We start from the raw sequence: 26562 nt of genomic DNA, 5'->3' as shown, positions 1-26562 counted from the left end.
TCTGAGGTGAACGAGGTCCTGCTCCGGAGCCTCACGCCGAGCGTGCTCGGGATCCTCGTCCGCCGCGGAGCCGACTTCGCGGCGGCCGAGGACGCCGTGCAGGACGCGCTGGTCGAGGCGGTCCGCGTCTGGCCGGCCGACCCGCCGCGGGACCCGAAAGGCTGGCTGGTCACCGTGGCCTGGCGCCGGTTCCTCGACGCGACCCGGGTGGACGCCGCCCGCCGCAGGCGTGAGGACCTCGTCGAGGAGGAGCCGGCGCCCGGGCCCGCGCCCGCGGTGGACGAAACGCTCCAGCTCTATTTCCTGTGCGCCCACCCGTCGCTGACGCCGTCGTCCGCGGTCGCGCTCACGCTGCGCGCCGTCGGCGGGCTGACCACCCGCCAGATCGCCCAGGCCTACCTGGTGCCCGAGGCGACCATGGCGCAGCGCATCAGCCGGGCCAAGCGCACTGTTTCCGGCGTGCGGTTCGACCAGCCCGGCGACGTCGCCACCGTGCTGCGCGTCCTCTACTTGGTCTTCAACGAGGGCTACTCCGGCGACGTCGACCTCGCCGCCGAGGCCATCCGGCTCACCCGGCGGCTCGCGGCGGCGATCGACCACCCCGAGGTGGCGGGGCTGCTCGCTCTCATGCTACTCCACCACGCCCGGCGCGCCGCCCGGACCGCGCCCGACGGCAGCCTGGTGCCGCTCGCCGAGCAGGACCGCGGCCGGTGGGAAACGGAGTCGATCACCGAGGGCGTCGAGATCCTGCAGGCGGCCCTTGCCCGCGACCGGCTGGGCGAGTTCCAGGCCCAGGCCGCCATCGCGGCACTCCACGCTGACGCGCCCACCGCCGAGGAGACTGACTGGGTGCAGATCGTCGAGTGGTACGACGAGCTCGCGCGCCTGACCGACAGCCCGGTCGTCCGGCTCAACCGCGCGGTGGCCGTCGGCGAGGCCGACGGACCGCGCGCCGGCCTGGCGGCGCTCGCGGCGCTGGACGACTCACTGCCCCGCCACGCCGCGGTGGCGGCGTACCTCCACGAGCGCGACGGCGACCTGGCGACGGCGGCACGGCTGTACGCCGAGGCGGCCCAAAAGGCACCCAACCTCGCCGAGCGCGACCACCTGACGCGCCAGGCCGCCCGGCTCAACGCCCGCCGGCGTCGCTGACGGATCGCGCTCGGATTTCCCCGCGGCACTTGGCGCGGCCCCGTGGCCAGAGCGGTCGCCTCAAAGTGACTGACGGGTCGAGACCAGCTGCACGACGTCCCGACCAGGGTGAAACCGTTACGGCGGTAGTAGTCGACCAGACGGCCGTCACCACCGGCGTAGCAATCGACCCGCAGGAGACCAACGCCCAGACGTTGCGCCTCACCGCTGGCGTGTGCGAGTAGCGTGCTGCCCACCCCGCGGCCGGCGAGCGGCCGGGCTGTGACGAGCACGTATTCGCCAAGTGGGCGACAAGACCATGCCGACGTCAGCGGCCCGCGGATCTGGCGACGGGCTAGGGTGTCTCCTTTTCGGTAGGCGTATCTCACCGGAGGACGATGATGGACACCCGGACCGACCCGGTTGAGATCATCGCGCGGGTGGGCGAGCGCGACGGCCGACAGCGCGCGTTCGATGTCTGGGTGCACAAGGCGATGAAGGCCGGCTGGGCGGTGGCGGTAGAGTCCACTTCCCTGGACCGACCCGGTACCGAGTGCGGCGTGGTGGAAATCGAGGGGCTGCGGTATCGCATCCACCATGGGAAGCGGGTGCGGGGAACAGTCGCCATCGTGCCCGCGGGACAGCACCTGATCGCCGCGACCGTCAAGCTGACCATGGGAGAATCAGACGGCGTGAGCTTTACCTCGGAGTTCGTGCACGCCGCCTGGGTCGAGCCGCTGGTGGACGAGCCGGCCTGAAACCGTGATGGGATTTCGGGTCAGGGACGAGCTTGATCACCTGCATGTTTCCTGGTCTCCAGACGACGAATCAGCCACTTGCGGTGTCCGGATCTGCTGCGAGTGGCGCGATAGGGCGGATCTTGAGCTCGGAAGCCCTCTCGTGCCGAAAGTCGTGTGTCTTCGTGCGGTGGGCGACCGCTCCGGTGTGAATGTGGCGGCACGGCGGCATGATCTTTCCTGAAACTCCCACTGCACCCGTACGATTGCCGGCATGTTGGGGGTGCACTTCGCCATCACATCGGAGCAGGAGCGCTCGCTGCTAGCGGCAGACGGCGACGGCGACACGGTGGCCGAACTTCTCGAAGAAATCGAGGAGTCTTGGGACGACGACGCGTTGAAGGTCGACACCGACAAGGCCTGGGACGCCATCCACCGCTGCTTGACCGATGGCACGCTCGACCCAGACGGTGGCGTGTATCCGCTGTCGCACGCGGTGCTCGGTGGGCGGCACCTGCACGATGACTACTACGTCGTATACGTCAGCGCCGCGGAGGTGCGGGATGTGGCCGGCGCCCTGCGGGGTGCAGACCGGATATGGCTACGCCGCCGTTTCGACGCTATCGATGACCCTGGCTACGACGGCGCGCACGACGGCGGGGATTTCGAGTACACCTGGGACAACTTCGTCGATGTTCAGGCGTTCTACGATCGAGCCGCCGCAGCGGAACGCGCAGTGATCTTTACTGCCACCTGAACCAAGATCAGGTGCACTCATCCGCCGCGTTTGGTTCTTGCTGTTGTGGTCTGGTCACGGCGGGCGGCTGAGCGCAGTGTCGGTGTATGACGTGGTTCGAAGAGTTCGGCGCATGCCGGCGGTGCCGCACGTCTCTCCCGCGTTCAGGACGGTCGGAGGCCGGACCGTTCTGCCGGCCGGCCCTCGACAGGCAGTAGGTTTCGGGTGTGATCGACTACGATGCCGAGGTTGAGCGGATACTTGGTGGCCCGCCGAGCAAGGTTGCGTTCCGTGCTCTCTGCGCTGCTCTAGGCCGCGCGGGCAGCCCTAAGAATCTTGTCTCGTTTTGCGATGAGCGACTCGCTTCGTGGCCTGATGTGGAGCGCGAGGCGCCGTGGTCCTGGCTTGCTGCGCTGGACGCCGGTTACTCGAAGCCAGCGTGGCGGCTCGTCCGGTCACTGACGCTGAAGTCAGTACGTGACGGCATGCTCGATGCCGCTTTGCCGGATCCACGCGCTCGGTCTGAAGTGCGCGGCGTAACCCACCTCGACCTCGGCTGGTTCGCGGGCGATCAACTCACGGCACTGGTCGAGACCATGGACCACTGGGACAGCCTGCGGTCGCTCGAGGCCTGCGGCCTCACCGATGATGATGAGGAGTTGGTCGCGAAGCTCGCCAGTACCTCTGCCATCACGCGGCTCGAAACACTGAATCTGGTGAGCGTTCGAGAGGACATGTGGCATTTCGGGAAGCCGCCGTTCCGCCCGGTCGCAGGGCGGCCGTGGCGGCTGCGGCACGCGGGTCTGCGGGCGCCCGATCTGGTCCACTTGATGCGTTCTGGACTTGTGCCGGGCCTGCGCTCCGCCGATGTACTCGTGTGCGACACCGAGGAAGCGCAAGACCTTGCCGACTGCGAGGAACTCGCCCAGCTCGACCGCCTGGCGATCGGGTTCCGCTGCGGCAGGAACGGACGCCAGCCGCTGTGGGAGCCGTACTTCGGCAACGTCATCGAGCAGGACGACAACGCATGCGAGGCATTCTTCGCGCGCGCCGATCTCGCGAACCTGAGCAGCCTCACGGTGCGGGGCACTGTTATGGGGCTCGGTCGGGAGGGGCTCGGTGCGCGCGGCGTGGACGCCATCGTCACCAGCGGCGTGCTGCGTCAGCTAACCGAGCTGACTCTCGAACTGCTCCCGGTTGGCGACGTGACCATTGCGGGCGTTCTCGGGGGCATCGACCACAACCACATCGAGAAGTTGATGCTCGCGGATCTCGTCGCCACGGACATGACGGCCGGAGCATTCGTTGCCGCCGGCGCCTTTCCGTGCCTGCGTTACCTTGATCTGAGCCGCAACCATCTCGGCATTATGGGGTCGCGGCAGCTGGCGACCGACGTCCGGATGCCCGCACTGGAGTACCTCGACCTGAGCGGCCGCGAAGGTGGCTCACCGTACTACGCGCGCCCCGAAGTCCAACCAGTCGGCGACGCCGGCGCCGAGGCGTGGGCTTCGTCGCATAACGCCACAAAGCTGATATACCTGAACATGACTGCCACCGGACTCGGAGTGGACGGCCTCGTTGCGCTGATGAAATCCGAGCGGCTACAGAAGCTCAACACCCTCGACCTGTCACACAATCCAGTAGGCAGCTGGCCCCCAGCGCTTGAGAACGCCCCGATCTGGCGCACACTGCGAACTCTGAACATCACTGAGTGCGGTCTCGACGACGACGACATCGAAGCCCTCGCAGCAACGACCTCCGCGCCCTACCTCCGCGGCATCTCGTTGGCTTACAACAGCGTTGGGTCGCGTGGCGCGCGAGCGCTCGCCTCGTGGGCGGTGCTGCCGCAGCTCTGGGAACTGAACCTGCACGACAACGTCATCGGGGACGACGGCCTGATCGAACTGGCCACACCCCAAGCAGCCCAGCTACTGCTCGAACTCGATCTGGAACAGGACTGCTGGAATGCCAGCACGCGAAAGTACGGCACACCACTGCCGGCCGAGGTTGTCGACCAGGCGTCATTTCCCAGCCTCGACGCGATATTCCTCGGCATCGTCGACGAATACCACGGCGCCCGGTACTCCAGCGGATTCCCCGCCCACGTCCGGGAGGACATCGCATCAGCAAGCACCACACGCCCTGAGCTAGTCGCCTTTCTCACTCACCTCGACAGGGACGAGCTCGACAAGCCCGACGACCCCGAATGGGAAAGCGAACGCACCGACCGCGACTTCCGCACCGAGCGCGCCGCGCACCACGTCACGTATCTCGACGAGGCCCGGAACTTCGCTCACCGCATGATCGAAGGGAACATCGACTGGCCCCCTCCAACCTCCTGAACCCCGATCGCGACGGTAGGGCCGGCCCGGGCTGAAGACCCCGTAGGCTCTGGAGTCGGCGGTCTGGGAATATCTGCAACGCAACGCACTCTCATGCCGCAGACCGTGCGCCCTGGCCCGGTTGAGTAGGTCTTGGGCATTTGAGTGCCTGGTTCGGCGGCGGTTCGGGCGGGGATGGGTCGGGTGGTTGCGCACACAGTGGAGTTCAGGCCATCATCGGGGCATGATCTCCTACCGAAAGGGCGGCAACGCCCACGCGCGTTGATCGCGCCCGTGCGGCGCCATGACGCCGCCAAGGCTGTTGTGACCGTCCGTGGCAAGAGCGCTTACGACCGGTGGCAGGAAGCTTTCAAGATCCGACAGGAGTGGCTTGACCACGGACTGTCCACGCAGCCGGCCGACCGGCGGACCGCCGAACACAGCCTGACCCTTATCTACGCGAGGATGTCTCGCCCGAAGCCCCGGTTCGAATGGGTCGATTCTCCGGATCAGGCGATCCCGCTTGTCGCCGGGTTGCCCACCCTCGACCAGCTTTACGCGAGGATCCGGGATCCTCGCCCGCGGGGGAAACCGCCACTGGCCAGTGATCTGGCCATGGTCGCGTCCCAGCTGCGCGGCGCACTCAGCGCCGGTGTCTCCCACCTCGACCCCGAACTGTCCGCGGCGCGGAAGGGCAAACACAACGAACCCTCGCCCGAACTGCCACCGCTGAAGGCACTCGACGCCGGCGTTCCCCTGGGTGTCGTGCTGCACCAAGGCATCCGCACCGCACTGCACCGGAGCCTGGCCCACGGATTCCGCATGCCCATCCACAACACGCTGGCCGCCGGCGGGCCCGTACCTGTGTGTTGGTACGGGCAGCAGGACGCGGCGTGGGTCGCATACTACGACGCCCTGCATCGGCTCGGACTGGCCCACTACGGGCCGGACGAACTCGACCACCTCGGCCACTGGGCCGCGCTGGCACGCTCCTGCGGCTGGTGGTGGCCCGGCGAGGACGTGTGCATCGTAGTGGATCGACCCGAACTGGTCCGCACCGAACCAGTCCCCGGGACCTGGCACGACGAGGTGCGGCTCCGACGTGACGGCGTCCGCTATCGCGACGGCTGGTACCCGCTGCTGACATGACTCACTGGCGAGCCGGGACGAGATCGGTTCTCTCGTCCCGGCCTGCCTGAGGGGCAACGCCGCAGGCGAACGTCCAGCTCGTAACGCGCGACGCAACCGCACCCGAAGACTCGGTCATTTCCGTCCACACGGATGACGTCGAAGGTGCTTATGAAGAAGCTCAGAAACTCGGCTACGAGATCGTGCACTCGATAACTACAGAACAATGGGGCGTGCGCCGGTTCTTCGTCCGAGCACCAGACGGCAACGTAATCAACATCGTGAATCATCGGCACTGAAACAGCGGCGCGGCGCGCGATTCAGCGTGCGATTCGGAGCGGTCAGCCGCAGTCATCCACGTGACCGTCGGTGGCCGACATCAAGCTCGTTCGCGAACGCTAAAGACGCACTCACATGCCGCGGTGCGTAAAAAGCGACCTCATTTCGCGGGCGGTCTCGGCTGCACGGCGTGCGGCGCGGTCTGCTTGCGCCAAGTTGTAGGTAGGATTCGACCTACTTCGATCTGCTCTGCAGTCTGCAGGAGGCCGGCATCATGGGTGTGCTGTTCGATTACTTCCGGGCATCGGACGGCCAGGTGGCACTGCAGCTTCTCGATGAGGGCGATGGCATTCCACACGGTCCGACCACCGTCGACACTGATATCGACGCCCTGGACGCCAAGGGAATCGACTCCACAGTCATCCTGGGCAAGCTGCTCGCGCTGATCCTCAATGTCCCATGGAGCGTCGATCTGGTCGCCACCGTCATGGTATGGCCTCCGGAGGAGACCAAGCCTGCCTCGGTCGAAGAGGCCGACCGACTTCCAGAAGACTCCCCATGGACGACCGGTCCATGGCTGGAAGAGTTGAACGATCGGGTCCGCGATGCGTTCGCCAACGTTGATGACTACGCACTCCCGTCGATCGCCGACCAGTGGGCGCGGATCGAGGAGTTCGACGGCCACATGGACGCGACACTCGCTTTGGACATCGTCGAGGCGTTCGTAGCCTTGGCCCGCCGCGCCCAGCAGGCCAACGAACGGCTCTATTGCTGGTGCTGTCTGTGACCTGATTTGAAATCCACGTCTGCCCAGGATGGCTGATCGATGACGGGGACCTCGTTTTCAGGGGCGTGCCGCACCAGCCGGAGAGCGCTTCTCGCAGCGTGAGCGCGGCGGTGTCGGCGGGTTCGTCGATGGTTGCGGCCCAGGCGATGTGGGCGTCCGGGCGGAAGTGCTTCGGCGGGCTCAGGTGGCACTGCGGCTGGTGCGCTATACGTTGAGAGTGGAAAGGAGAAGGTACTCCCTTTCCTCTATTGCCCGCTGTGGACGGGCAACCTCCTCGGGAAGCGCGGCGCGTCGCGTACGCCGGTACCGTCGGCCCAGGAGGATCTCCCACGGGCCTGCGGATGCAGTCGCGGAACGCGAAGTTCTTCACCCTCTTCAGCAAGCCGGCTCGAACGTCGTCGAGAGCGCCGCCATTCTCAGGGAGTTCGTCGCCGCACCGCACCGAGCCCGGAGCCGCTGTCGCTGACCATCCGCTCATGCCGCTGGTCGAGTAATGCCCGCTGGCCCCGTAGCCGTGTAGGTCGGTCGCGATGACGGCGAAATGACAGGTGGTGGTCGAGAGCAGGACCTGCCGCCGGCCACAGATGCGCGTTGCGGCACAATGTCGAGGTCGGTTTGCTGTCGCCGGCCTCGGTGGATCCCGCCTCCGGGTGCCACCTCGCAGGCGGCCCGCGGCTTGGACCGGGTGACGCGGGGCAGTGCGAGACCGGCCGCTCATGTCATCGGGGGATGGGATGCCGCTGGAGAACGAGGACCGGCCGTCGGACTCGCCCTACGTCCACCGCGTGTGGCGTAGCCGCGCGTCCGGGGTCGCGCGGATGACCTCGATCGCGACGTCGAACTGGGAGCTGGTGTTCTGGGCGCACGAGGGCCGCGTGCACGCCGCCGTACGGGGTCCGGAGACCACGGCCTCGAGCGTCGACGTGCCCGACGGGTCGGAGTCCTTCGGCATCACGTTCGCGCACGGCACCTCGATGCCGCACCTGCCTCCTGCGCGCCTTGTCGACTCCGCATGGGAGAGCCCGCACGCGACCGCGACGAGGTTCGTGCTGGGCGGTGACGAGTGGCTCATCCCCGGCTTCGAGAGCGCGGAGCAGTTCGTCGTCCGGCTTGTGCGGGAGGGCGTCGTCGTACGCGACCCGCTAGTCGACGACGTCGTGGCCGGCGGGATGCCGGATGTCGGGACGAGGTCGGTGCAGCGCCGCGTCGCCGCGGCGACCGGGCTCACGCAGGGGGGCATCCGGCAGATCGAACGCGCCCGGCAGGCCGCGATCCTGCTCGGCGATGGCGTCGCATCGCTTGAGGTCGTCAACCGGCTCGGCTACTACGACCAGCCGCACCTCGCCCGCTCGCTGACGCGCTTCATCGGCCGCACCGCGACCGAGCTGTGTCGACAGGATGCGACCGAGCAGCCCCTGTCGCTTCTGTACAAGACCGGCGCTGCCGCCGATTCCTAGCCTGACTGCGACGCGGCACTGCGCCGCAGCGGGAGAGATCCCGCATCGTCACCAAGAAGGGCAATCCAGATGACCGAGAACGTCAGCGCGGCCGGCGTGTCCGCCGACGGCACAGTGATCGCATTCACCGCGTGGGGCGAGGGCGAGCCGCTCATCATCATCGACGGCGCGACCGCCTATCCCGCCATCAATCCGACGAACGAGGAGGTCGGACGGCTGCTGAGCGAGGAGTTCCGGACCTACGCCTACGACCGTCGCGGACGCGGCGAGAGCACCGACACCGCGCCGTACGCCGTGGAGCGCGAGATCGAGGACCTTGCCGCGCTCATTGAGGTCGCGGGCGCGCCGGCGACCGTGTTCGGCTGGTCGTCCGGCGCGGTCCTCGCGCTCGACGCCGCGGCGGCCGGTCTGCCGATCACGCGGCTCGCGCTGTTCGAGCCGCCGTTCGTCGTCGACGACAGTCGCCCGCCGTTGCCTGCGGACTACGTGGAGCGCCTCGACGCCGCCGTGGCGGACGGTCGCCCCGGGGACGCCGCGGAGCTGTTCATGACCGCCGCGGTCGGCTTGCCCGCCGAGGCCGTCGGTGGCATCCGGCAGAGCGAGTTCTGGCCGATCATGGAGGCCGTCGCGCCGACGATCGCCTACGACGGCCGGATCATGGGGACCACAATGTCGGGTGCCCAGCTGCCCCGTGATCGCTGGGCCGCCGTCACCGTGCCCACGCTCGTGATGCACGGCACCGGGACGTACCCATTCATCATCACGGCCGCCCAGGCGCTCGCCGAGCTGCTGCCGACCGCGACCCTGCGGGCCGTCGAGGGCGAGCAGCACAGCGCCCCCGCCGGCGTGCTCGCCGCCGCGCTGCGCGACTTCGCCCACGCCCACGCCCACTAGAGAGTCGAGGAGGGTGAAGACATGGGAAGGATCGTGGTCACCGAGTTCATCTCGCTCGACGGCGTCGTGCAGGCGCCCGGTGGGGAGGACTTCAAGTATTCGAACTGGAGCTTCGAGTTCGACCGTGGCAAGGAGGGCGAGCAGTTCAAGGTCGACGAGGCGCTCGGCGCCGAGGCGTTGCTCCTCGGCCGCCGGACCTACGAGGGATTCGCCGCGGCTTGGCCACAGTACGAGGGCGAGCTCGCCGACAAGTACAACGGAATGCCGAAGTACGTTGTCTCGCGCATGCTCACCGACCCCGAGTGGAACAACACGCGCGTGCTCTCCGGCGCCCTGGTCGAGGAGGTGACCCGGCTCAAGGACGAGGTGGACGGCGACATCTCGGTCGCCGGCAGCATCCAGCTCGTGCAGGGACTGCTCGAGCACGACCTCGTCGACGAGCTCCACCTCATGACGTTCCCGGTCCTCCTCGGCACCGGGAGGCGCCTGTTCGGGGAGACGTCGGACAAGTCGGCGTGGAAGCTGACCGAGTCGATCACGGTCGGCGAGGGCGTACTCATCATGATCCTCCAGCGAGCACGGTGACCATTCGACATCCGCTCATGCCGATGACAGGGCATTCGCTTCTTCAGGATCATGTAGGCGGTGGGCGGCGCACTCGGCCGTGAGGACAGCTGTGCAGGGGGCCATCATGACGGGTATGGACTGCGAGGTTGAACGTCCTGGAGCCATGCGGGACGCATCCCCCAAGAGTCCGTCGGCGTGCTGCCCCATTCGCAGGCCGGTCCGAGGTGATCGATCTCTAGAGTCGAGTTATCAGGATCAGCCGCGTACAGTTCCAGATCTTCGGCGTAGCGGACAAGCAGTTGCGTCCAGGACGGAGCCAGCACGTCCCATGAGGCGCATTCGACATCAACCCGAACCACCTGTCCGGGCGTTCCACCCGGTGCCGGATCAAAGTCGAGCAGCCACTGCACGTCGCCATTCATGTCGCCCACGACCACTGCGCCCGGCGAACCGATGATCGGTCGCACCGGCCCGTTCAGCCAGAGCATCTCCGTATCAACCAGGTATGCCCAGACCTGAGGATCGTCCCAGTCCGGCTCCGGATGATAGTTGTCGCGCCACATCCGGGTCATCTCGATGATCTCGTTGGTGTCGCAGAGGTAAGTCAGCGGTACCGGGCTGGGCTCAGGGGGCGGCAGTGTCGGGCCGAGGTCGGTTCCGTTGTGAATGCGGAGACTGACGCGGAAATCCTGCGGCAGCTGCACGGCCAAGGCGGCCTCCACCGCATCGATTGCCTGTACCGCGGCCTGCGCATTGAGCTGCCGTAGGGAAGCCGGCAGGACGCGACTCAGGCCAGCCTCGATCCGCGCCCACGCCTCGGCAACGCGCTTGTCGACGTCGGCTCCAGTGTCAGTCACGACGCAGACTCTAGACATCGCCACCGCAGGCGCAACTACCTCATCTGCCGCGAGATGTGAACTTGTTCGGGCTACGGTGGGCCGGTGCTTGATCTAAGCAGCCTTGACCTCGAGGACGCCGGGCGCAGACTGACAAGGGGCTATCCAGGGCAAGGGCGCCTTCCGCCGCTTCAAAGACGAACTGCACCAGGAGTATCCGCACCTGCTGCCTGCCTGGTACGTCTTTCGTGACGCGCGTGCCCACCGCCGGGCCGTCGAGTGGCTCGCCGACAACTCGCTGATCGCCGACACCGCGGCCGCCCAATATCATGCCGAGCACCCCGACCCCGACCTGCCATGAGCCTCGAGCGGCATCCTCTTCTGCCGCAGGTCGCGCGCTCTTGTCGATGAGCGGATGCTGGTCGCGGCTACCGGCCTGCGGCATTGGAGCTGTTGCCATTGCGTGGCGTGGTTGGGTCTGTCGACAACCCCCGTCAGGTTTTCAGCTCAGGGGCGGGTCGCCTGCACGAACGTGACCCGGCCGAACCTGTGGTCGGCGTGCGCGACCTCTCGGGCGTCGCCAAACCCGGCCTCGGCCAGCAGCGCGACGATGCCGTCGCCATGGTTGCGGGCCACGACTGGGCTGTGCGCCACGCGGGAGCGGATGAGGCGGGGCAGGTGCTGGAGGGCATGGGCAAGGCCGTGGCCATGGCCGTGCGTGGGGTGGCCGGCGTCCTCGACGTTGGACGCTGGGTCGCCGAAGTCGACGACGGTGACTCTCCCTCCGGGCCGAAGGGCACGCAGCGCGTCGCGCGCGAACGCGATCCGGCCGTCGTCATCGACGTGGTGCAGGGCCAACGACGAGACCACATGGTCGAGCGAGGCGTCCTCGGCGGGGATCCGGTCGGCATATCCCTGAACGAGGGTAAGAGCGACGCCGCGGCGGCGCGCCTTGCGCGCGGCCCTGCGCAGGGCGTCTTTGTCGGGGTCGAGGCCGGTCACCCGCGCGCCCGGCTGGGCCGCGAGCACGGCGAACGACAGGTTGGCCGTGCCGCAGCCGACGTCGGCCACCGCCTGGCCGGGCTCGATGCCGGCGAGCTCGACTGCACGCTCGTGCAGTGCGCGGACGCCGGCCACCCGGGTGAAGGCGTCGTAGAACGGGAGGAGCCAGGTCTTGCCCGCGCCCGGCAGGAACGGGCGGTCGCGCTCCTCCGGGGTTCGCTGGTCGAGGATGCGTACGTGTGTCGAAGCTGCCATGGATGCCCCTGTGCACTCGGTGGCGGGTCTGACTCGGTGGCCCGTGACAGACCTGGTGTCGTCACCCCTCAGTCTTGGACATTCTGCGGTTACCGAGCAGGACTTAAATTGGAAACCATGGGACATTCTTCGGTCGATGACTCGCCGGTGTCCCCGTCGAGGCTGCGCACGGTACGCCTCGACGGGACGCCGGTCTACCGCTACCAGCAGCGCCCCGGCCTGCCTCCTGTCTCGGTGACCCGCTTCGACACCGAAGCCGCCCACGCCAGCCTCCCGCCGAACCACCGGCACGCCCACGACTTCCTCGTCCTGGTCTACGTTGAGGAAGGCACGGGCTCGTTCACCATCGACGGCGCCGAACGGCCGCTGCGCGCCGGCGAGGTCCACGCTGTGTCGCCCGGGCAGGTCATCGGCGTCGCGACCGTCGCCAAGCTCGCCCGCAGCCGCGCGTGGTCGGTCGCGTTCACACCGGACGCCGTCCCCGCCCTGGCCTCGGTCTCCCCACTGACCTGGACGCACCATCCCCTACTCGCCTTGTTTGCCTCCAGCGCGGGGCACGGTCGGGTCGCCGAACCCGACCAGGCGAACTGGTCGGCGTGGCTAGCGGACCTGGCCGAGGAACTCACCGACCCTGGCCGTCTCGGGGCCCGCGAGGCCGTCGCCGCCATGCTCACCCGGCTCCTGGTTGCGGCCGCGCGACTGGCACCCTCCGCTCCGGGCACGCCGGACCCACTCGTCGAGCGGGTCTTCGCCGAGATCGAGGCGACGTTCCGCGAACCGATCTCCGCCGCGGATGTCGCCCGCGCTCTCGGCTACACCCCGGGACACCTCACGACCGTGCTCCGCCGGCGCACCGGCCGCCCCCTGCTCGAATGGATCACCGAACGGCGCATGACCGAGGTCCGGCGAATGCTGCGCGAGACCGACCTATCGCTCGACGCCGTGGCCGCCCGAACCGGCCTGCGCGACGCCACCTACCTCGTCCGTCGCTTCCGCAACCGCTACGGCATAACCCCACAGCGATGGCGCCGCACCGAGCGAGCATGGCCATGACAACGGTCGGCGGAACCGGGTCAGGCTCACCCTGAACCGGTGCCCGTTCTGAGAGCACAGGACCTGCAGCACAAGACCAAGTCCGACTCGGCGCACCGCACCCCCCGAAATTCACTCTCATGCCGCGATAGGGCGGCTGGGGATGATCGACGAGAAGCGGACGAGTGGATGAGGCGGCATTTGGTGTTGAACGAGGAGTGGCTGACTGGTTGGGCGGCGCAGGTCGAGGCGGCCGTCGTGCGGGCGCTGAGGGACGTCGTGTCGACGTACCCGTTCGAGGCGGGTGATCATAGTGTTGGCTCGCCGTCCTCCGCGGCGGAACTGGCCGCGCTGCACGGGCGCATGCCGTGGGTACCGGATGAGCTTTTTGCCCTGTACCGATTTGTCGGGCCGCTGTCGTTGCCGGACATCACCAACGGCTACTTTCTGCACCCGCCGGACAGTGTGATCGGCAACCTGTATCACGACGACGGGCGTGCCGACCGCATCGGTGAGCCGTTTGCGGAGGACGTCGACATCGTGGTCTTCGGCAGCAACGGAGGCGGCGACCTCTACGCCTTGGCAACCACGGACGGCGGCCCGGTCTACCGGTTGCAGGAGGCCGTCTACGAGGTCGGCATCTATCACGGCACCGAACGCGGCATCACGGTCGTCGGCGAAGACCTACGCGACTTCCTCGAGGAGTTCCTAGCCGCGGTGGAGGCCTTCGCCGACGACGGCAGCATCACCGATCTCTGACCCGCTCGACACGCCAATCGACTACCGAAAGCGCGTCAGGCTGTCGGGGGACACTCATCTGCCGCTGGTCGAGCGTTGCCCGCTCGCCGACCCACGCCATCCGACTCTGCCGAGGTGAGTGCGATGTGGCCGCCCCATAGGGCGGCCACATCGGGAAGGAGGAGAATTCATGGCTGGGTGGCGAGTCCCTTCAACATAGAACGGACCGGCGTGGCTGCGCGCTGGAGGAGATTCTCGAGCTCCGGTCCGGTGGTGGAGAACTCCCCGCGGCGTGCTGCGTGGAACATGCCGAGCAGCATGTTCGCTTGATCCGCGGGTACACCGTGTCCGATCATTGTGGCCGTCCACGCCGCGTCGTCGGCGACGACGCGGCGGATGGTGCGTCCGGTGAGTTCGGTGACGATGCTGGCGATATCCGCAAGGTCGAGCGCGTCCGGCGCGGTCAGTGGCGGGGTCGGGCCATCGAACCGGCCCTCGTCGGCGAGAATGATCGCTGCCGCCTCGGCGAGGTCGGCGTGCGTGGTCCAGGATACGGGCCCATCGGCTGGCGCGACGAGCTCGCCGGTCTCGAGCGCCCGGCCGAGTAGGTGCCGGACGGTGCTGGCGTAGAACCCGTTCCGGAGCGCCGTGAAGGGTGTGCCGGTCTTCGACAGGTAGCGCTCGGTTGCGGCATGGTCGGGCATCGGCGCGAAGACCGAATCCTCGGCGGCGCCCTGGTGGCTGGTGTAGAGGATGCGCTTGGCGCCGGCATCGCGAGCGGCGTCGATCGCCGCGATGTGCTGGGCGACCGCTGTCTCGCCGGTCTGGTCCGTTGAGACGATGAGCACCTGCGTCGCACCCTCGAACGCATCGGCGAGGGAGTTGGGGTCGGTGAAGTCGCCGCGGCGCACGCGTACCCCGCGTGCGGCCAGGTCGCCAGCGCGGTCGGTGCCGCGGACGCTCACGCCGACCCGGTCCGCCGAGACGCGATCGAGCAGCCGATCAACGATCTGGGAGCCGAGCCGGCCGGTACCGCCGGTAATGATGATCACGTTTACCCTCTCGTGCTAACGCTGGAATGATAAGGATGATATCAATGTTAGCAACAGGGATAGCAAGAGTGCGTTATCATTGGAAGCATGGCAGAGGCTCGGCGGGATAGCGCCAGCAGGCACAACACGCGAGCGAACATCGTGGAGTGCGCGGCGCAGCTCCTGCGTGAGCAGGGCGCAAGCGCGGTCACGACCCGTGCGGTCGCGCAGGCGGCCGGCATGCAGGCGCCGACCATCTATCGGTTCTTCGAGGACAAGGACGCGCTGCTCGACGCCGTTGCCGAACACGTCTTCGCCACCTACGTCGCAGGGAAGACCCTCGCCGAGGACAGCAGCGACCCAGTTGCAGATCTTCGGGCGGGGTGGGACACGCATATTGGCTTCGGTCTTGCCAACGCAGCGCTGTTCGGTCTCCTCACCGACCCCAGCCGCGGGGCTCGTTCACCGGCGGCGGCCGCCGGCCTAGAGGTTCTGCGCGCCCGGGTGCACCGCGTCGCCGCAATCGGCCGGCTTCGGGTCCCAGAAAGGCGCGCCGTCGAACTCGTCCACGCCGCCGGCACCGGCGCCGTGCTCACCTTGCTCTCCACCCTGCCGGAGCACCGGGACCTCGACCTTGCGGACGCGATGTACGAGGCGGTGATGCGATCGATCCTCACCGACGTGCCGACGCTTCCCGCGGACAGCGCGGCCGCGGCCGCTGTCGCATTCCGGGCCGTCGCACCGAAGCTGACAATGCTCACCGACGCCGAGCGCGCCCTGCTGGCCGAGTGGCTGGATCGAGCCGGCGACAGTCCAACCACCCCCAGTGCCTCAGCTGCCCCTGGCTGAGACCGCGATCAGGTTCCGTCCAACGTCGACCGCATCCGCGAACGGACGGAAGCGGGCGAGTTCGCGAACGGCAGTTGCCGTGGATCCACAGCCGACGGCGGCTGGGCCCGATCCGGGCGAGGTCGATGACACGCGAACGTTAGGTGCGGGAGGGCATGTGCCCGTCGGGGTGAAGCCGGACTGATACGCAGGCATCCGCTCATGCCGCTGAGCGGTCGGGACATCCGGTCGTGCCGAGGTCGTGCGTCTTCGTGCGGTGGGCGACCGCTCCGGTGTGAACGTGGCGGCACGGCGGCATGATCTTTCCTGAAACTCCCACTGCACCCGTACGATTGCCGGCATGTTGGGGGTGCACTTCGCCATCACATCGGAGCAGGAGCGCTCGCTGCTAGCGGCAGACGACGACGGCGACACGGTGGCCGAACTTCTCGAAGAAATCGAGGAGTCTTGGGACGACGACGCGTTGAAGGTCGACACCGACAAGGCCTGGGACGCCATCCACCGCTGCTTGACCGATGGCACGCTCGACCCAGACGGTGGCGTGTATCCGCTGTCGCACGCGGTGCTCGGTGGGCGGCACCTGCACGATGACTACTACGTCGTATACGTCAGCGCCGCGGAGGTGGGGGATGTGGCCGGCGCCCTGCGGGGTGCAGACCGGATATGGCTGCGCCGCCGTTTCGACGCTATCGATGACCCTGGCTACGACGGCGCGCACGACGGCGGGGATTTCGAGTACACCTGGGACAACTTCGTCGATGTTCAGGCGTTCTACGATCGAGCCGCCGCAGCGGAACGCGCAGTGATCTTTACTGCCACCTGAACCAAGATCGAGTGCATTGATCGAGCGTTGCCCGCTCACCGGCCCACGCCATCCGACTCTGCCGAAGAGCGAATGCTGCTCCTGGAGACGCCGCCGTCCGCGGCGGCCGCGAGAGCAGTGAGACATGGTCTCCCAGGGCGGTTTGCCGAAGTGGCAAACCCATTCACGGCGGCCGCATCGTCTCCCGGATGATTCATGCAATGAACCGCCAGCCGGTGGGCCGACCTGGTACCGGCCAGTGGTGTGCACTCGATGCGCAAGGATCGAAAACTCTGGAGGATTGATGTCGCAGCCCGCTCCGGTCACGGAGACCACGCATCGTCTGGTCTTGTCTTCCGCTGGCCGCATCCATTCGGTGGAGCAGGGCTCCGGGCCGCTGGTACTGCTGGTGCACGGGTTCCCTGAGTCCTGGTACTCCTGGCGCCACCAGCTGCCGGTACTGGCCGCGGCCGGCTACCGGGCCGTCGCCGTCGACGTTCGTGGCTATGGCCGCTCCTCCAAGCCGGAGGGCGCAGCCGCGTACCGGATGCTGGAGCTGGTCGAGGACAACGTCGCCGTGGTGCACGCCCTGGGCGAGCAAACGGCCGTGATCGTGGGCCACGACTGGGGCGCGACCATCGCCGCCAACTCCGCCCTCGTCAGGCCCGATGTCTTCCGCGCGGTCGGGCTGCTGAGCGTGCCCTACGCCCCACGCGGCGGGCCACGGCCCAGCGAGGTCTTCGCGAAAATGGGCGGAGAGGAGGAGTTCTACGTCAGCCGCTTTCAAGAGCCCGGCCGGGCCGAGGCCGAGATCGAACCGGACGTCCGCGGCTGGCTCGCCGGCTTCTACGCCGCCCTGTCCGCCGACACCATGCCGCCCGCCGACGGCCCGGACCCACACTTCGCGTCCCGGGGCGGGACGCTGCGCGACCGGTTCCCCACCGGTCGGCTGCCCGCCTGGCTCAGTGAGGACGACCTGGACGTCTACGCCGCAGAGTTCGAGCGGACCGGCATGAGCGGGGCGCTCAACCGCTACCGGAACATGGACCGGGACTGGGAAGACCTCGCCGACTTCGACGGCTCCCCCATCACCCAGCCGTCCCTGTTCATCGGCGGCGCACAGGACGCCTCCACCACCTGGATGGCAGACGCCATCAATGCATACCCCGCCACCCTGCCAGGCCTGGTCGCGTCACACATACTCGACGGCTGCGGCCACTGGATTCAGCAGGAGCGCCGCGAGGAGGTCAACGAGATCCTGACCGGCTGGCTCGCCTCCCTGCCCGCCTGATCCCCAGACGGTGAGACGCACTCTTCTGGCTCCCCTCTGTGTCAAGGTGCCGTGCTGAGGGCGGTCGTAGGCTGTGTGATGGCGGGTTCGGGAAATGGCTTGTCCGAAGTACGGCGTGGTCGTAACAGCGCACGTCCAGCTCGGCTATCTCTGAACTTCCAAGAATGCCGATGACAGTGTGTTTACATCGTGACGACCAGTTTGCCGGTCGTGTGCAGGCGGACGAAGTCGACGCATGCTTGAACGCCCTCGTCGAGGGTGTAGCGGCGGCCGATCGTGGCCCGCAGCTCGCTGCGGATCGCCAGTTCACCGACCTCGCGTATCCCGCCGAATGTGCCGTCCATGTCCAGCACGAAATGAAGACCGACGTCATCGCGTCCGATCCACTCCTGCTGCGGTACGGGGTAGGTGATCGTGAGGAGGCGTCCACCTGGGCGGATGGCACTTGCAACACCGGCAAGATGGTCGCTCGGCAGCGTCAGATTGAACGCGACGTCGACGTCGGAGGGGTACTCAGATTCCGCGTACCCGATGGTCTCGTCCGCGCCGAGAGCTCGCAGGATGTCGGCATCAGCGGCGGTCGCGGTGGCGATCACCCGCGCGTTTGTACCGCCGAGGAGCGGGATCACCGCGGTACCCACACCGCCCGTGGCACCGACGACCAGGACGGTTTCATCGGGCTGCACCTTGGCGGTGGCCATCAGCGCCCGTGCGGTCAGGCCGATAGTGGGCAGTGCCGCCGCCTGTTCGATGTCCAGGCCGGCCGGGCGGTGCGCCAGAAACGGAGTGTCGGCCTCGAAGACCGCGTACGCGGCCAGCGAGCCGGTGCTCAGCGACGGTCGGGTCGCACCGGCCATCGCGCGCAGCGCCCGCGGCACGGCCATGCCGAAGATCTCGTCGCCCACCTGGTAGGCCGTCACGCCAGCGCCGACCTCGCTGACCGTGCCGGCGAAGTCGTTGCCGGGCACGTGCGGAAACTCCAGCGGCACGACGTCGCGGAAATCGCCGCTGGGCAATCGGACGTCGGCCGGGTTGATCGAGGCGGCGGCGATCCGGACCTGGATCTGCCCTGGACCGGGCCGGGGCGCCGGCACGTCGGCCACCGTGTACTCCTCTGGTGGTCCGTATCCGGTCGCAACGACTGCCTTCATGTGTTCCTCCAGAAAACGGACCGCCTGGTCATGTTATGCGTGTTGAAGGTAGCGATAAACGGACCGGGCGGTCAACTTGCTAGGGTGGCGACGTGACCTCCACGCGTCCATTGCGTGCCGACGCCGCCCGCAACCGGCGGCTGCTGCTGGCGGCGGCCGCAGAGGAGTTCGCGGAGCGGGGTCTGGACGCCTCGGTCGCCGACATCGCCCGCCGGGCCGGTGTCGGGAAGGGCACGGTGTTCCGCCACTTCGCCACGAAGGATCACCTGCTCGCCGCGATCGTCCTCGACCGAATCGACGCGCTCAACGCGGTCGGCGAAAGGCTTCTCAAAGCGGCGGATCCAGGCGCAGCACTGCTGGAGTTCCTCACCGTCGCCGCGCATCAGCGACAACAACGCGACCTGTCGTTCCTGCAGGACGCCGGCGAGCTGCCCGCAGAGGTCACCAGGGCCCGCGCGCAGATGTTCCACACCGTGCATGCGCTGGTCGACCGAGCCCGCGAGCACGGCGTGGTGCGGGTCGACGTCACCGGCGCGGACGTCATCCTGCTGATGTGCGCGCCGAACTACGTCACCAGCTACGTGCCGGATGCCTCGCCCGACCTGTGGCAGCGATACCTCGCCATCATCTTCGACGGTCTACGCCCAGAAGGAGCCCACCCGCTGCCCCACCCGCCGCCGGCGGCTCCTTGACGCCGCGAACATAGGGTCTTGCCGCCAATACCTGCAGACGCCTCCGGAGATCGCTCGGCTGAACGTCCTCATTTGCCGCGTGGGGTGGACTCATGAGAGCTCGGATTCCGTTGCTCACCACCGCCAGCAGGGCACCTTGGTCGTGCTTCAGCCAGATTTCCAGCACTCCTCCGTTGAGTTGGTCGAGCCGGCCGGTTTCCAGGTGGGAGATATCGCCGCCGGAGTCCAGGGCGGCATTGAGCAGCAGTGCGAGCGAGGTGCCGTACACCGGGACGTCTGCGGGCTCGTCGACCAGCCGGAATCCACTGGTCGGCGTATCCGGACGTTCGGCGACGACCTTCTCGATGCGGCAGACGACCCAGTGGAATGTCTGCGTGGTGAAGTCAATGGCCGCGCCGACGCTTCTGCCGTCGGCGAGGTCGATGATCGTTTCGATCGAACAAAGGTCTCCGCCGCGCGGTACCCGGCGGTGGTCGGCGATCGGCCGCAACCGCCAGGCGCCGTCGAACAGCGTCGCGGAGCCGATGCGGCGGTAGATGGCCATGAGATCAGCGGACGCGAAGAACAAGGGATGGGGCTGCGGCGGGGTGGTGTCATGGTCGCGCACGATCCGGTCGATCACGTCGTCGATCTCGACCGTCGCCGGCGCCAAGTACCAGCCGGCGACCGGCCGTAGCGCGCCATCTTCGTCCTGGGCGACGCCGACCAGGCCGGCGTGCAGGGCCACGACCCGGTTGTCACGTCCGACTCGGTCGTTGACGTTTACGGTCACCCGCGACAAGGTGACCGGCACGCTGTCGCTACGGATGCCCGGACCCCGATAGGACATGTCATCATCGACGGTCACGTCGCGCGGCTCATCGATCGGCAACTCCAGCAGCGGATTGGGCCTGTCGACCTCGCCGTCACCGGTCAGGTACGGATAGAGCCGCGCGGCCCAGCCGGTTATCACCTCGCCGCCGTAGGCGTCGGTCGGACTGTAGATACGCCGCCAGAACGCGGTGTCCACATCACCCGCCGCGGCTCGGACGAACTGGTCGGCGATCGGGGCGAGCGACCGGCACCAGGTCTCCAAGCCGAACGCGGCGATCGTCTCCACCCGCGTGCGGATCTTCTGCCAGTCCTCGACCGTACCGGTCAATGTGATCGACGGGATGCCGCAGACGAACATCATCCACAGCGCGAAGTACGGTGAGTACGCGTCGAGTAGCACGATCCGTCCGGCCACCCGCTCAACGTCGGTGCTGGTGGAAAAGTCGCATTCGAATACGTCGGCATGGTTGATCTCGGCGAGGAGCAGCTTGCTGAACAACTCAACGGCGCTCTGCCACGAGTCGGCATCCTGTGGCATCGGTCCGTCGACGACCACCGTGAGCCGCTTCCGGCCGGCATGGCTCACCAGCCGCGGGCGCAGTTCCTCGGCGTGTAGGCGTACGTGCTGGGCGAGGCCCTGCATGATGGTCAGCCACACTGCGTCTGGGGAGAGCACGAGCGGGCGGTGGTCGGCGAACGCCCGCCCAACGGCACTGAGAAGCGGATGCACCCCGTCCGTTTCGAGGACCGGCAAGGACGGGTCGCCGCCGACCACCAGCGCTCCTGAGAACTGGTCGCCGAGCGGCAACGTAGGCAGCGACTTGGCGGCTGGCGCGACATCGTCGACCCGAAAGGTGACCATTACCCGACTCTAATGCGGGTGTCGCTCGACCGGTTCGCCTCCATTGTCAGTCCGTGTCTCCACCCGGGCGTGGGGCAAGGCGATCGACGGTGGTCGGAGCCCACGCGGCCGCAGCACGCTGGCCGAGGCCGCGACGGTCACGGTGGTGACCGGGGCGGACGTCGCGGACGTGCTGAGCGCCTTCGGAGCGGACCGGCCCGACCGGAGTCGATGCGGGCCATCAACGAGGACCTGATGCGCCGGCAGTCGATCGATCCGTGGGCCGCGGTGCTGGACATCGGCGGCGCCGTGCTCGCCGTCGAGTACAACGGCTGGCAGGGCTCGCCAGCGCACGCCGTCCGACTCTGCCGATGAGGGGACTACGTGACCACAATCGCAAGTGGGTGGGGACTGCCCGCCGACTAGATCGCAGGCGGTCGTTCTCCGGTCCTGACTCGGTCATCTATTAAGGGTGTAGCTCTTCCGTAGGATCACATCCGCCTAGCTCAAGCGGCGTACGCCTTCGGTGTCGGCGAAAACTGACCCCCGGGCGACGCGCGGGAGCGTAACGGTCGGAGCGGGCAGACTGCTCCGTTCAATGAGGCCGTTCTTCCTTCTCCTAGCGCCCTTGCCAAGGCAGGTGGCGTGATCATCGCGGCTCTTGTCGGCGGCATGTGCGATCTTGATGGTTCGCTGTGCCCGTCTCCCTTCCTCAGGAGAGATCACCATGACCGACGACCTTTATGACGTCCGGGTGCTCGCTCTCGATGTGCCACGCAGGTACGTGCGGCTGCGCGCCATCGTCGTGTACTACGACACCGACGTCCCCTACGCTGATCTGCCCAACGATCCGAGCTTCTTCCTCCGCCTGTTGACCGACACCGCGCAGCAGGGGACGCAGATGGGCGATCTGGTCACGTGGGACGAGATCCACGATGAGGACTGGGTGGACGCCAACACCCGATGGTTCGTCGAGCGCGTCGAGCGGGTCGCGACCCGCAACCACCCCTTCACCGATGACGACTACGAGCAGTTGCCCGAGTTCTCCGGCAGGACCCGCAAGGGGCGCCTACTCCGTGAGGACCGCTTCATGTCCGCCGACTATGACGTGGTGGTAACCGATCCACGCTGGATCGAGCACCTCCAACCCGGTGCCTACTGGAGCACCGCCAGCTACCCCACCCGCGCCGACCAGATCCGTCCCGGCAAGGGTGCGGACGTTCCCGGCCTGCGCACCACGTCCGCCGTCCTGGCCCTGTTCGAGGACGGAGAGGACCACCGGCTGGCGTTCTCCGATGATGGCCGCTACCTGGCCGCCTGCAGCGAGGAGGGTGAGCTGGTGGTCGTCGACGCCACCGATTGGCACGAACTCCTGCGTGTCCATCCGGAGGGCTACTCCTCACCGATGCTGATGTGGGTGCCCGGACGGCACGTGATCACCCTCCGCGACTATTTGAAGGACGCTCTTGCGCAACTCTCCTACGATGTGGTGTCGGGGACCCGGGTTCAGGCGCCCACCCAGGTGGGCGTGGTTCGTTCGGCCACCGGCCGCCACCGGGTCGACCTTGACTATGGCACCTTCATCACGGTCCACGATGATGTCGGCGCCGAGCGGACGCTTCCGGTCGGTGATCCGGAATCGGAGGGCGGTGTGGACACCCGCCGGTCGGTGGCCTTCACCGCCGACGAGAGGCTGATGTTCGCCGCCCGCGGCGCGACCATCTTCGCGTTGGACCCCTCCGACGGCCGCACCGTCGCGACGATCGACAACGACGGACTGGAGGTCGAGGCGCTGGGGGTCAGCTCCTGCGGGGACTACCTGGCGATCTTGAGTGAGCACTGGGAGCGCGCGGTGTCCATCAGACGGGTCGGCGACCATCAGGTCGTCACTCGCCGGGGGATCGGCCCCAGACCCGGTCGCACGGAGCCGCTGGACCTCCAGTGGTCCCCCGACAGCCGCTGGCTGGCGATCAACCTGCTGACCACCGACGACGAGGACCAGTACCGCCCCGAGATACACATCATCCCGATCGGCCTGCCCACCGACCCTCCGGCCAGGTACGGCCTCCCGCCCACCCGTCCGTAGATCCTGGCCAGTCGTCCCGTACGCCCAGCCGACCATCCACCAGAGGGTGCCGACGCGGCCGGATCGCCGGTGACGACCTGATGCCCGAGATACCGCACGCTACCGGGGTCGAGGCGGACCTGGCTCTCGTCCTCGGCCTCCCGGACAAGCGCTGCGCTCCAATCGGCGTCAGACGCCTCAACTCCGCCCCGGCGAGCAGGAACTTCCGCTCGTAGAACCGATCTCGGATCAAGGTCCGTGCTTGTTCATCCACCGGCCAGCCGTGAACCTGCCGAACCTCCAAGCCCGCCGTCACAGGTCCCTCTGACCACACGAATTCGATCATCCCGTCCTTTGCATTGCACGCAGCCGGGACCATCCAAGTGCCGAAACCCCGTCCATGCTGAGCGGATCACTGTGATCCCCTCAGCCGCGTCACGCGCAGCCGCGGCCGGATCACACCGACGCCGGCTCCCCGATCTGTGCACTCCCTCGATCTCGCGCGGGATCGGACCTGACTCGCACGCGGCAGGATGATGGTGTGCTGATTCGTATCGAAGCGTCGCAGCTGCCCGGACGAGAGTGCGGGCAAGCGCCCGGCTTTCCTGGCTACCGCAACATTCACGTCGGCGTGCAGCGACGTGACCGCCGTACCGAGCTTCTCGACCTGCACCCCGGCGACGCCCCCTCCGCAACATGGGAGCTGGAGGTCACCGCCACCGCAACCGAGACGGGGTGGGATCTTCGCGGCCACCACGTACAGGGCCGTCCGGGTAGCCGGTTCGTCTACCTGTCGTGGGGGACCGTAGACGACGGCGGACTGTTCGAAATGTTCCGGCGGGCGAAACTGTGGTTCGACGCCATCGGCCCGGACGTCCTGGACGCCGCGGTGAGCAGCGGGCTGTTGGTGGCCCGGTTGGGGTTGACCGATGCGCGCGGCCATCCGTTGTGCGCGGCGGTCCGGCCTCCGCTGATCGAATGGTCAGCTGGTTCCTGAACTCCCGTCAGTCCCCTGCGGCCGGAAGGAGGTCCACCGGCCGGGAAGGTCCCGTACGCGCAGGTGCGGATCCATCTGGGCGTGGACAGGCGATCGATGCTCTAGAGCAACCCTCACCACTGCCCGGTAAGGCGGCCGACCGCTGCCATGCCAACGGCGACGGTATCCACGAATGCCCGCTCATGTCGCCGACCGCGCATCTGGCCCCGATCTTGAGGTGCTCGACGTTCGCCATGCCGACGAGTTCATGTCGTCGCGCCGGCAGCCGCGGCGTCCGCCGAACAGGCTCGGCGGCTTCGACCGAGTCTGACGGGCTCGGGCTCACTGGTGGTGGTCGGCCTGCTCGTCCGTCCTGTGCCGCGCTGGTTCCTCGGTCGGAAACAGGATCGTGCTGAGCAGATGAGCGGTGCGGTCCGGTGTGGCTTCGTTGCCCATCCTGGACAAGACGGCGCTGCTTATCTCGCTGATCAGTTCGGCGAGTTCGTCCTGGTTGAGCCAGAGCGGGAACTGCCGGTAGGACACCGAGTCGGCGGTCGGGTCGGCGTGCTCTCGGTCGAGGTAGGCGTTGAACTCGGCGAGCAGGGCGGCCATGGCCGCGGCGAACCCGTGACGGTGGTCGTTCAGGGACATCGACGCTGCCGCGTCAGCGTCGATCCCCGCCTGCTCGCGGCGTAGCCGGTAGTGGCGTTCGACGGCGCCGTGCACGCGCTGTTCGTCGACGACTTCCAGCGCTCCTGCCTCGGCCAGCAGACCGACGTGCCGGTACACGGTGGTCTTGGGGACATCGGGCAGGTCAGCGCACAGGTCGGACGTGGTGCGTGTGCGTCCGCCGGACATGGCGTGCACGATGCGCAGCCGGACGGGGTGCAGGAGCAGATCAAGGGTGTCCACCAGACTACGATCCCACATCTGGTACCGTTCCAAAAATTGGAAAAGGACATGCTGGTGGCGTGGTGATGGGGGCAGCCCGAACGGGTGTGCGCTCGTCCACGCCGAGCCGGCGCCGACAGCGAGGGAGCCAGCGATGCAACGCCGACCGTCCGAGGCCCGATCGAAGACGACGACCGAGGGCGCGCCGCCGCTGGGGCGATACCACGACGTGGGGGGTCGGCGGTTGCTGCTGCACCGATCGGGCAGCGGGAGCCCGGCGGTGGTGTTCCTGGCCGGGGGTGGCACGGTCGGTCTGGATTACCTGAACGTCCAGGAGCGAGCCGCCGAGTTCACCACGAGCGTGCTCTACGACCGGGCCGGAACGGGGTGGAGTGACCGTGCTCGGTTGCCGCGCAGCTCCGCAGAGGTGACCGACGAGCTGCGAGAGCTGTTGCACACCGCCGGTGTGCCCGCTCCCTACCTGCTGGTCGGTCATTCTCTCGGTGGCTTCTATGCACGCCACTATGCACAGCGTTTCCCCGACGAGGTGGCGGGTCTGCTCCTGCTTGACCCCGCACACGAGGACTACAACGCATACATGCCTCAGCAACTGGTCGAGATCTGGAACGCATGGGACCCCGACCAGGCGCTCCCCGACGAGTTGCCCGACGAACTCATCCAGCTCTACCGCGGCATGTTCGCGCAGGAGATGGCGGACTGGCCGGCGGAGATCCGCGAGCCGCTCATCGAATACCACGTGAGCCTTGAAGGGCTGAAGGCCGGCGCCCAAGAGGCGAGCAACGTCGATCGGCTCAACGACGAGCTCCGGCAGGCGGGGATGCCCGACGTGCCACTGATCGTCCTCACCGCCGTGGGGATCGACTCATTCAAGAGGGCGGTGTCCCACGGCACGCCCGAGTCGCTGCTGCACGAGGAGATCGAAGGCAAGCGGCGGCTCTATACGGCGCTGGCCGAATCGGTTTCGCGCGGCGAGAACCGTCTCATCGACGACGCCGGACACGTCACCATCACCTTCCGCCGTCCCGACGCCGTACTCCAGGCGATCCGCGACCTGCTCGGCAGGTGATCGCGCGCTCGCGGAACGCCGCGCGCAGCTTGTCGTCGTGGTCGCCGCGACTGGTCGGCGTCGCGGGGGCCATCCGTTGTTAACGCGATCGCAAGACCGCGGAGTGCCAACGATCGGGTGCCGGGATGGCAAGATCTCACCGGTATGAATCCGGCATAAGGCCTCTAACCTGG

Annotated in this window: 27 protein-coding genes; 21 read left to right on the top strand and 6 right to left on the bottom strand. The window is 67.6% G+C overall.

Going from position 1 to position 26562, the window contains the following annotated elements:
- The first annotated feature begins 6 nt into the window (after positions 1-6).
- From HKK74_RS27885 to HKK74_RS27840, 10 genes are all read left to right on the top strand, one after another.
- Positions 7-1152: an RNA polymerase sigma factor gene (locus tag HKK74_RS27885; protein WP_187246367.1), complete on the top strand. Its 1146-nt coding sequence runs from the start codon at positions 7-9 to the stop codon at positions 1150-1152.
- Between the two features lie 380 nt (positions 1153-1532).
- Entirely contained in the window at positions 1533-1889 is a 357-nt protein-coding gene (locus HKK74_RS27880) for a hypothetical protein (protein WP_187246366.1), read from the top strand.
- Positions 1890-2142: 253 nt separating this feature from the next.
- Positions 2143-2625, top strand: coding sequence for a YfbM family protein (locus tag HKK74_RS27875; RefSeq protein ID WP_187246337.1), 483 nt, complete (start codon positions 2143-2145; stop codon positions 2623-2625).
- 206 nt (positions 2626-2831) lie between these two features.
- Entirely contained in the window at positions 2832-4946 is a 2115-nt protein-coding gene (locus HKK74_RS41595; protein ID WP_187246336.1) for a leucine-rich repeat domain-containing protein, read from the top strand.
- Between the two features lie 594 nt (positions 4947-5540).
- The gene (locus HKK74_RS39300) at positions 5541-6074 is read left to right on the top strand and encodes a DUF6745 domain-containing protein (RefSeq protein ID WP_222722810.1); all 534 of its coding nucleotides are present in this window, start codon (positions 5541-5543) and stop codon (positions 6072-6074) included.
- Between the two features lie 116 nt (positions 6075-6190).
- Positions 6191-6352 carry a VOC family protein gene (locus tag HKK74_RS39295; protein WP_312881848.1) on the top strand — a complete coding sequence of 54 codons (162 nt, stop codon included), beginning with the start codon at positions 6191-6193 and terminating at the stop codon, positions 6350-6352.
- A gap of 254 nt (positions 6353-6606) precedes the next feature.
- Positions 6607-7119: a hypothetical protein gene (locus HKK74_RS27855; RefSeq protein WP_187246335.1), complete on the top strand. Its 513-nt coding sequence runs from the start codon at positions 6607-6609 to the stop codon at positions 7117-7119.
- Positions 7120-7835: 716 nt separating this feature from the next.
- Positions 7836-8576: a helix-turn-helix domain-containing protein gene (locus tag HKK74_RS27850; RefSeq protein WP_222722809.1), complete on the top strand. Its 741-nt coding sequence runs from the start codon at positions 7836-7838 to the stop codon at positions 8574-8576.
- Positions 8577-8645: 69 nt separating this feature from the next.
- A complete protein-coding gene (locus tag HKK74_RS27845) occupies positions 8646-9470 on the top strand; it encodes an alpha/beta fold hydrolase (RefSeq protein WP_187246334.1) in 825 nt (274 codons plus the stop codon).
- Between the two features lie 21 nt (positions 9471-9491).
- Complete coding sequence (locus HKK74_RS27840) at positions 9492-10055, top strand: dihydrofolate reductase family protein (RefSeq protein ID WP_187246333.1); 564 nt, start codon at positions 9492-9494, stop codon at positions 10053-10055.
- Positions 10056-10159: 104 nt separating this feature from the next.
- On the opposite strand, the gene HKK74_RS27835 is transcribed toward HKK74_RS27840, so the two are convergent.
- Positions 10160-10894: an SMI1/KNR4 family protein gene (locus HKK74_RS27835; protein WP_187246332.1), complete on the bottom strand. Its 735-nt coding sequence runs from the start codon at positions 10892-10894 to the stop codon at positions 10160-10162.
- A 142-nt stretch (positions 10895-11036) separates the two neighbouring features.
- Here HKK74_RS27835 and HKK74_RS42000 point away from each other — a divergent pair, with 142 nt between their 5' ends.
- Positions 11037-11234, top strand: a complete 198-nt coding sequence (locus HKK74_RS42000; RefSeq protein ID WP_187246363.1) for a UPF0158 family protein — start codon at positions 11037-11039, stop codon at positions 11232-11234.
- A 146-nt stretch (positions 11235-11380) separates the two neighbouring features.
- On the opposite strand, the gene HKK74_RS27825 is transcribed toward HKK74_RS42000, so the two are convergent.
- On the bottom strand, positions 11381-12130 hold the full coding sequence (locus HKK74_RS27825; RefSeq protein WP_187246331.1) for a class I SAM-dependent methyltransferase: 750 nt from the start codon (positions 12128-12130) through the stop codon (positions 11381-11383).
- A gap of 117 nt (positions 12131-12247) precedes the next feature.
- Between HKK74_RS27825 and HKK74_RS27820 the strand changes: the two genes are divergently transcribed.
- A complete protein-coding gene (locus tag HKK74_RS27820) occupies positions 12248-13183 on the top strand; it encodes an AraC family transcriptional regulator (protein WP_187246330.1) in 936 nt (311 codons plus the stop codon).
- A gap of 183 nt (positions 13184-13366) precedes the next feature.
- Positions 13367-13921, top strand: coding sequence for an SMI1/KNR4 family protein (locus tag HKK74_RS27815; RefSeq protein WP_187246329.1), 555 nt, complete (start codon positions 13367-13369; stop codon positions 13919-13921).
- 167 nt (positions 13922-14088) lie between these two features.
- On the opposite strand, the gene HKK74_RS27810 is transcribed toward HKK74_RS27815, so the two are convergent.
- Entirely contained in the window at positions 14089-14952 is an 864-nt protein-coding gene (locus HKK74_RS27810; protein WP_187246328.1) for an NmrA family NAD(P)-binding protein, read from the bottom strand.
- A gap of 87 nt (positions 14953-15039) precedes the next feature.
- Here HKK74_RS27810 and HKK74_RS27805 point away from each other — a divergent pair, with 87 nt between their 5' ends.
- The 3 genes from HKK74_RS27805 (at position 15040) to HKK74_RS27795 (ending at position 17873) form a co-directional block, all read left to right on the top strand.
- Complete coding sequence (locus HKK74_RS27805; protein WP_187246327.1) at positions 15040-15780, top strand: TetR/AcrR family transcriptional regulator; 741 nt, start codon at positions 15040-15042, stop codon at positions 15778-15780.
- 349 nt (positions 15781-16129) lie between these two features.
- A complete protein-coding gene (locus HKK74_RS27800; RefSeq protein ID WP_187246326.1) occupies positions 16130-16603 on the top strand; it encodes a YfbM family protein in 474 nt (157 codons plus the stop codon).
- A 328-nt stretch (positions 16604-16931) separates the two neighbouring features.
- Positions 16932-17873 (top strand): alpha/beta hydrolase, encoded by a 942-nt coding sequence (locus tag HKK74_RS27795; RefSeq protein ID WP_246492041.1) that lies wholly within the window; start codon positions 16932-16934, stop codon positions 17871-17873.
- 182 nt (positions 17874-18055) lie between these two features.
- On the opposite strand, the gene HKK74_RS27790 is transcribed toward HKK74_RS27795, so the two are convergent.
- On the bottom strand, positions 18056-19024 hold the full coding sequence (locus HKK74_RS27790; protein WP_187246324.1) for an NADP-dependent oxidoreductase: 969 nt from the start codon (positions 19022-19024) through the stop codon (positions 18056-18058).
- Positions 19025-19116: 92 nt separating this feature from the next.
- Here HKK74_RS27790 and HKK74_RS27785 point away from each other — a divergent pair, with 92 nt between their 5' ends.
- Positions 19117-19716 (top strand): TetR/AcrR family transcriptional regulator, encoded by a 600-nt coding sequence (locus tag HKK74_RS27785; RefSeq protein ID WP_187246323.1) that lies wholly within the window; start codon positions 19117-19119, stop codon positions 19714-19716.
- On the opposite strand, the gene HKK74_RS27780 is transcribed toward HKK74_RS27785, so the two are convergent.
- The gene (locus HKK74_RS27780; protein ID WP_187246322.1) at positions 19649-21391 is read right to left on the bottom strand and encodes a DUF4419 domain-containing protein; all 1743 of its coding nucleotides are present in this window, start codon (positions 21389-21391) and stop codon (positions 19649-19651) included. The two genes, HKK74_RS27785 and HKK74_RS27780, sit on opposite strands and share 68 nt — an antisense overlap.
- Positions 21392-21601: 210 nt before the next feature.
- On the opposite strand from HKK74_RS27780, the gene HKK74_RS27775 reads away from it, so the two are divergent.
- From HKK74_RS27775 to HKK74_RS27765, 3 genes are all read left to right on the top strand, one after another.
- Positions 21602-21745: a hypothetical protein gene (locus tag HKK74_RS27775; protein WP_187246321.1), complete on the top strand. Its 144-nt coding sequence runs from the start codon at positions 21602-21604 to the stop codon at positions 21743-21745.
- Positions 21746-22097: 352 nt separating this feature from the next.
- A complete protein-coding gene (locus HKK74_RS27770; RefSeq protein ID WP_187246320.1) occupies positions 22098-23456 on the top strand; it encodes a WD40 repeat domain-containing protein in 1359 nt (452 codons plus the stop codon).
- Between the two features lie 520 nt (positions 23457-23976).
- Complete coding sequence (locus HKK74_RS27765; RefSeq protein ID WP_187246319.1) at positions 23977-24432, top strand: DUF5990 family protein; 456 nt, start codon at positions 23977-23979, stop codon at positions 24430-24432.
- A gap of 321 nt (positions 24433-24753) precedes the next feature.
- On the opposite strand, the gene HKK74_RS27760 is transcribed toward HKK74_RS27765, so the two are convergent.
- Positions 24754-25323, bottom strand: a complete 570-nt coding sequence (locus HKK74_RS27760; protein WP_187246318.1) for a helix-turn-helix domain-containing protein — start codon at positions 25321-25323, stop codon at positions 24754-24756.
- A 133-nt stretch (positions 25324-25456) separates the two neighbouring features.
- Between HKK74_RS27760 and HKK74_RS27755 the strand changes: the two genes are divergently transcribed.
- Positions 25457-26389 carry an alpha/beta fold hydrolase gene (locus HKK74_RS27755; protein WP_187246317.1) on the top strand — a complete coding sequence of 311 codons (933 nt, stop codon included), beginning with the start codon at positions 25457-25459 and terminating at the stop codon, positions 26387-26389.
- The last annotated feature ends 173 nt before the right edge of the window (positions 26390-26562 follow it).

Origin of the sequence: Actinomadura alba (genome assembly GCF_014323705.1) — a bacterium.
In the GTDB taxonomy this organism is placed as follows: Bacteria; Actinomycetota; Actinomycetes; order Streptosporangiales; family Streptosporangiaceae; genus Actinomadura_C; species Actinomadura_C alba.
The sequence above is the reverse complement of the archived record's forward strand: the minus strand, read 5'-3'. Positions and strand labels throughout refer to the sequence as shown.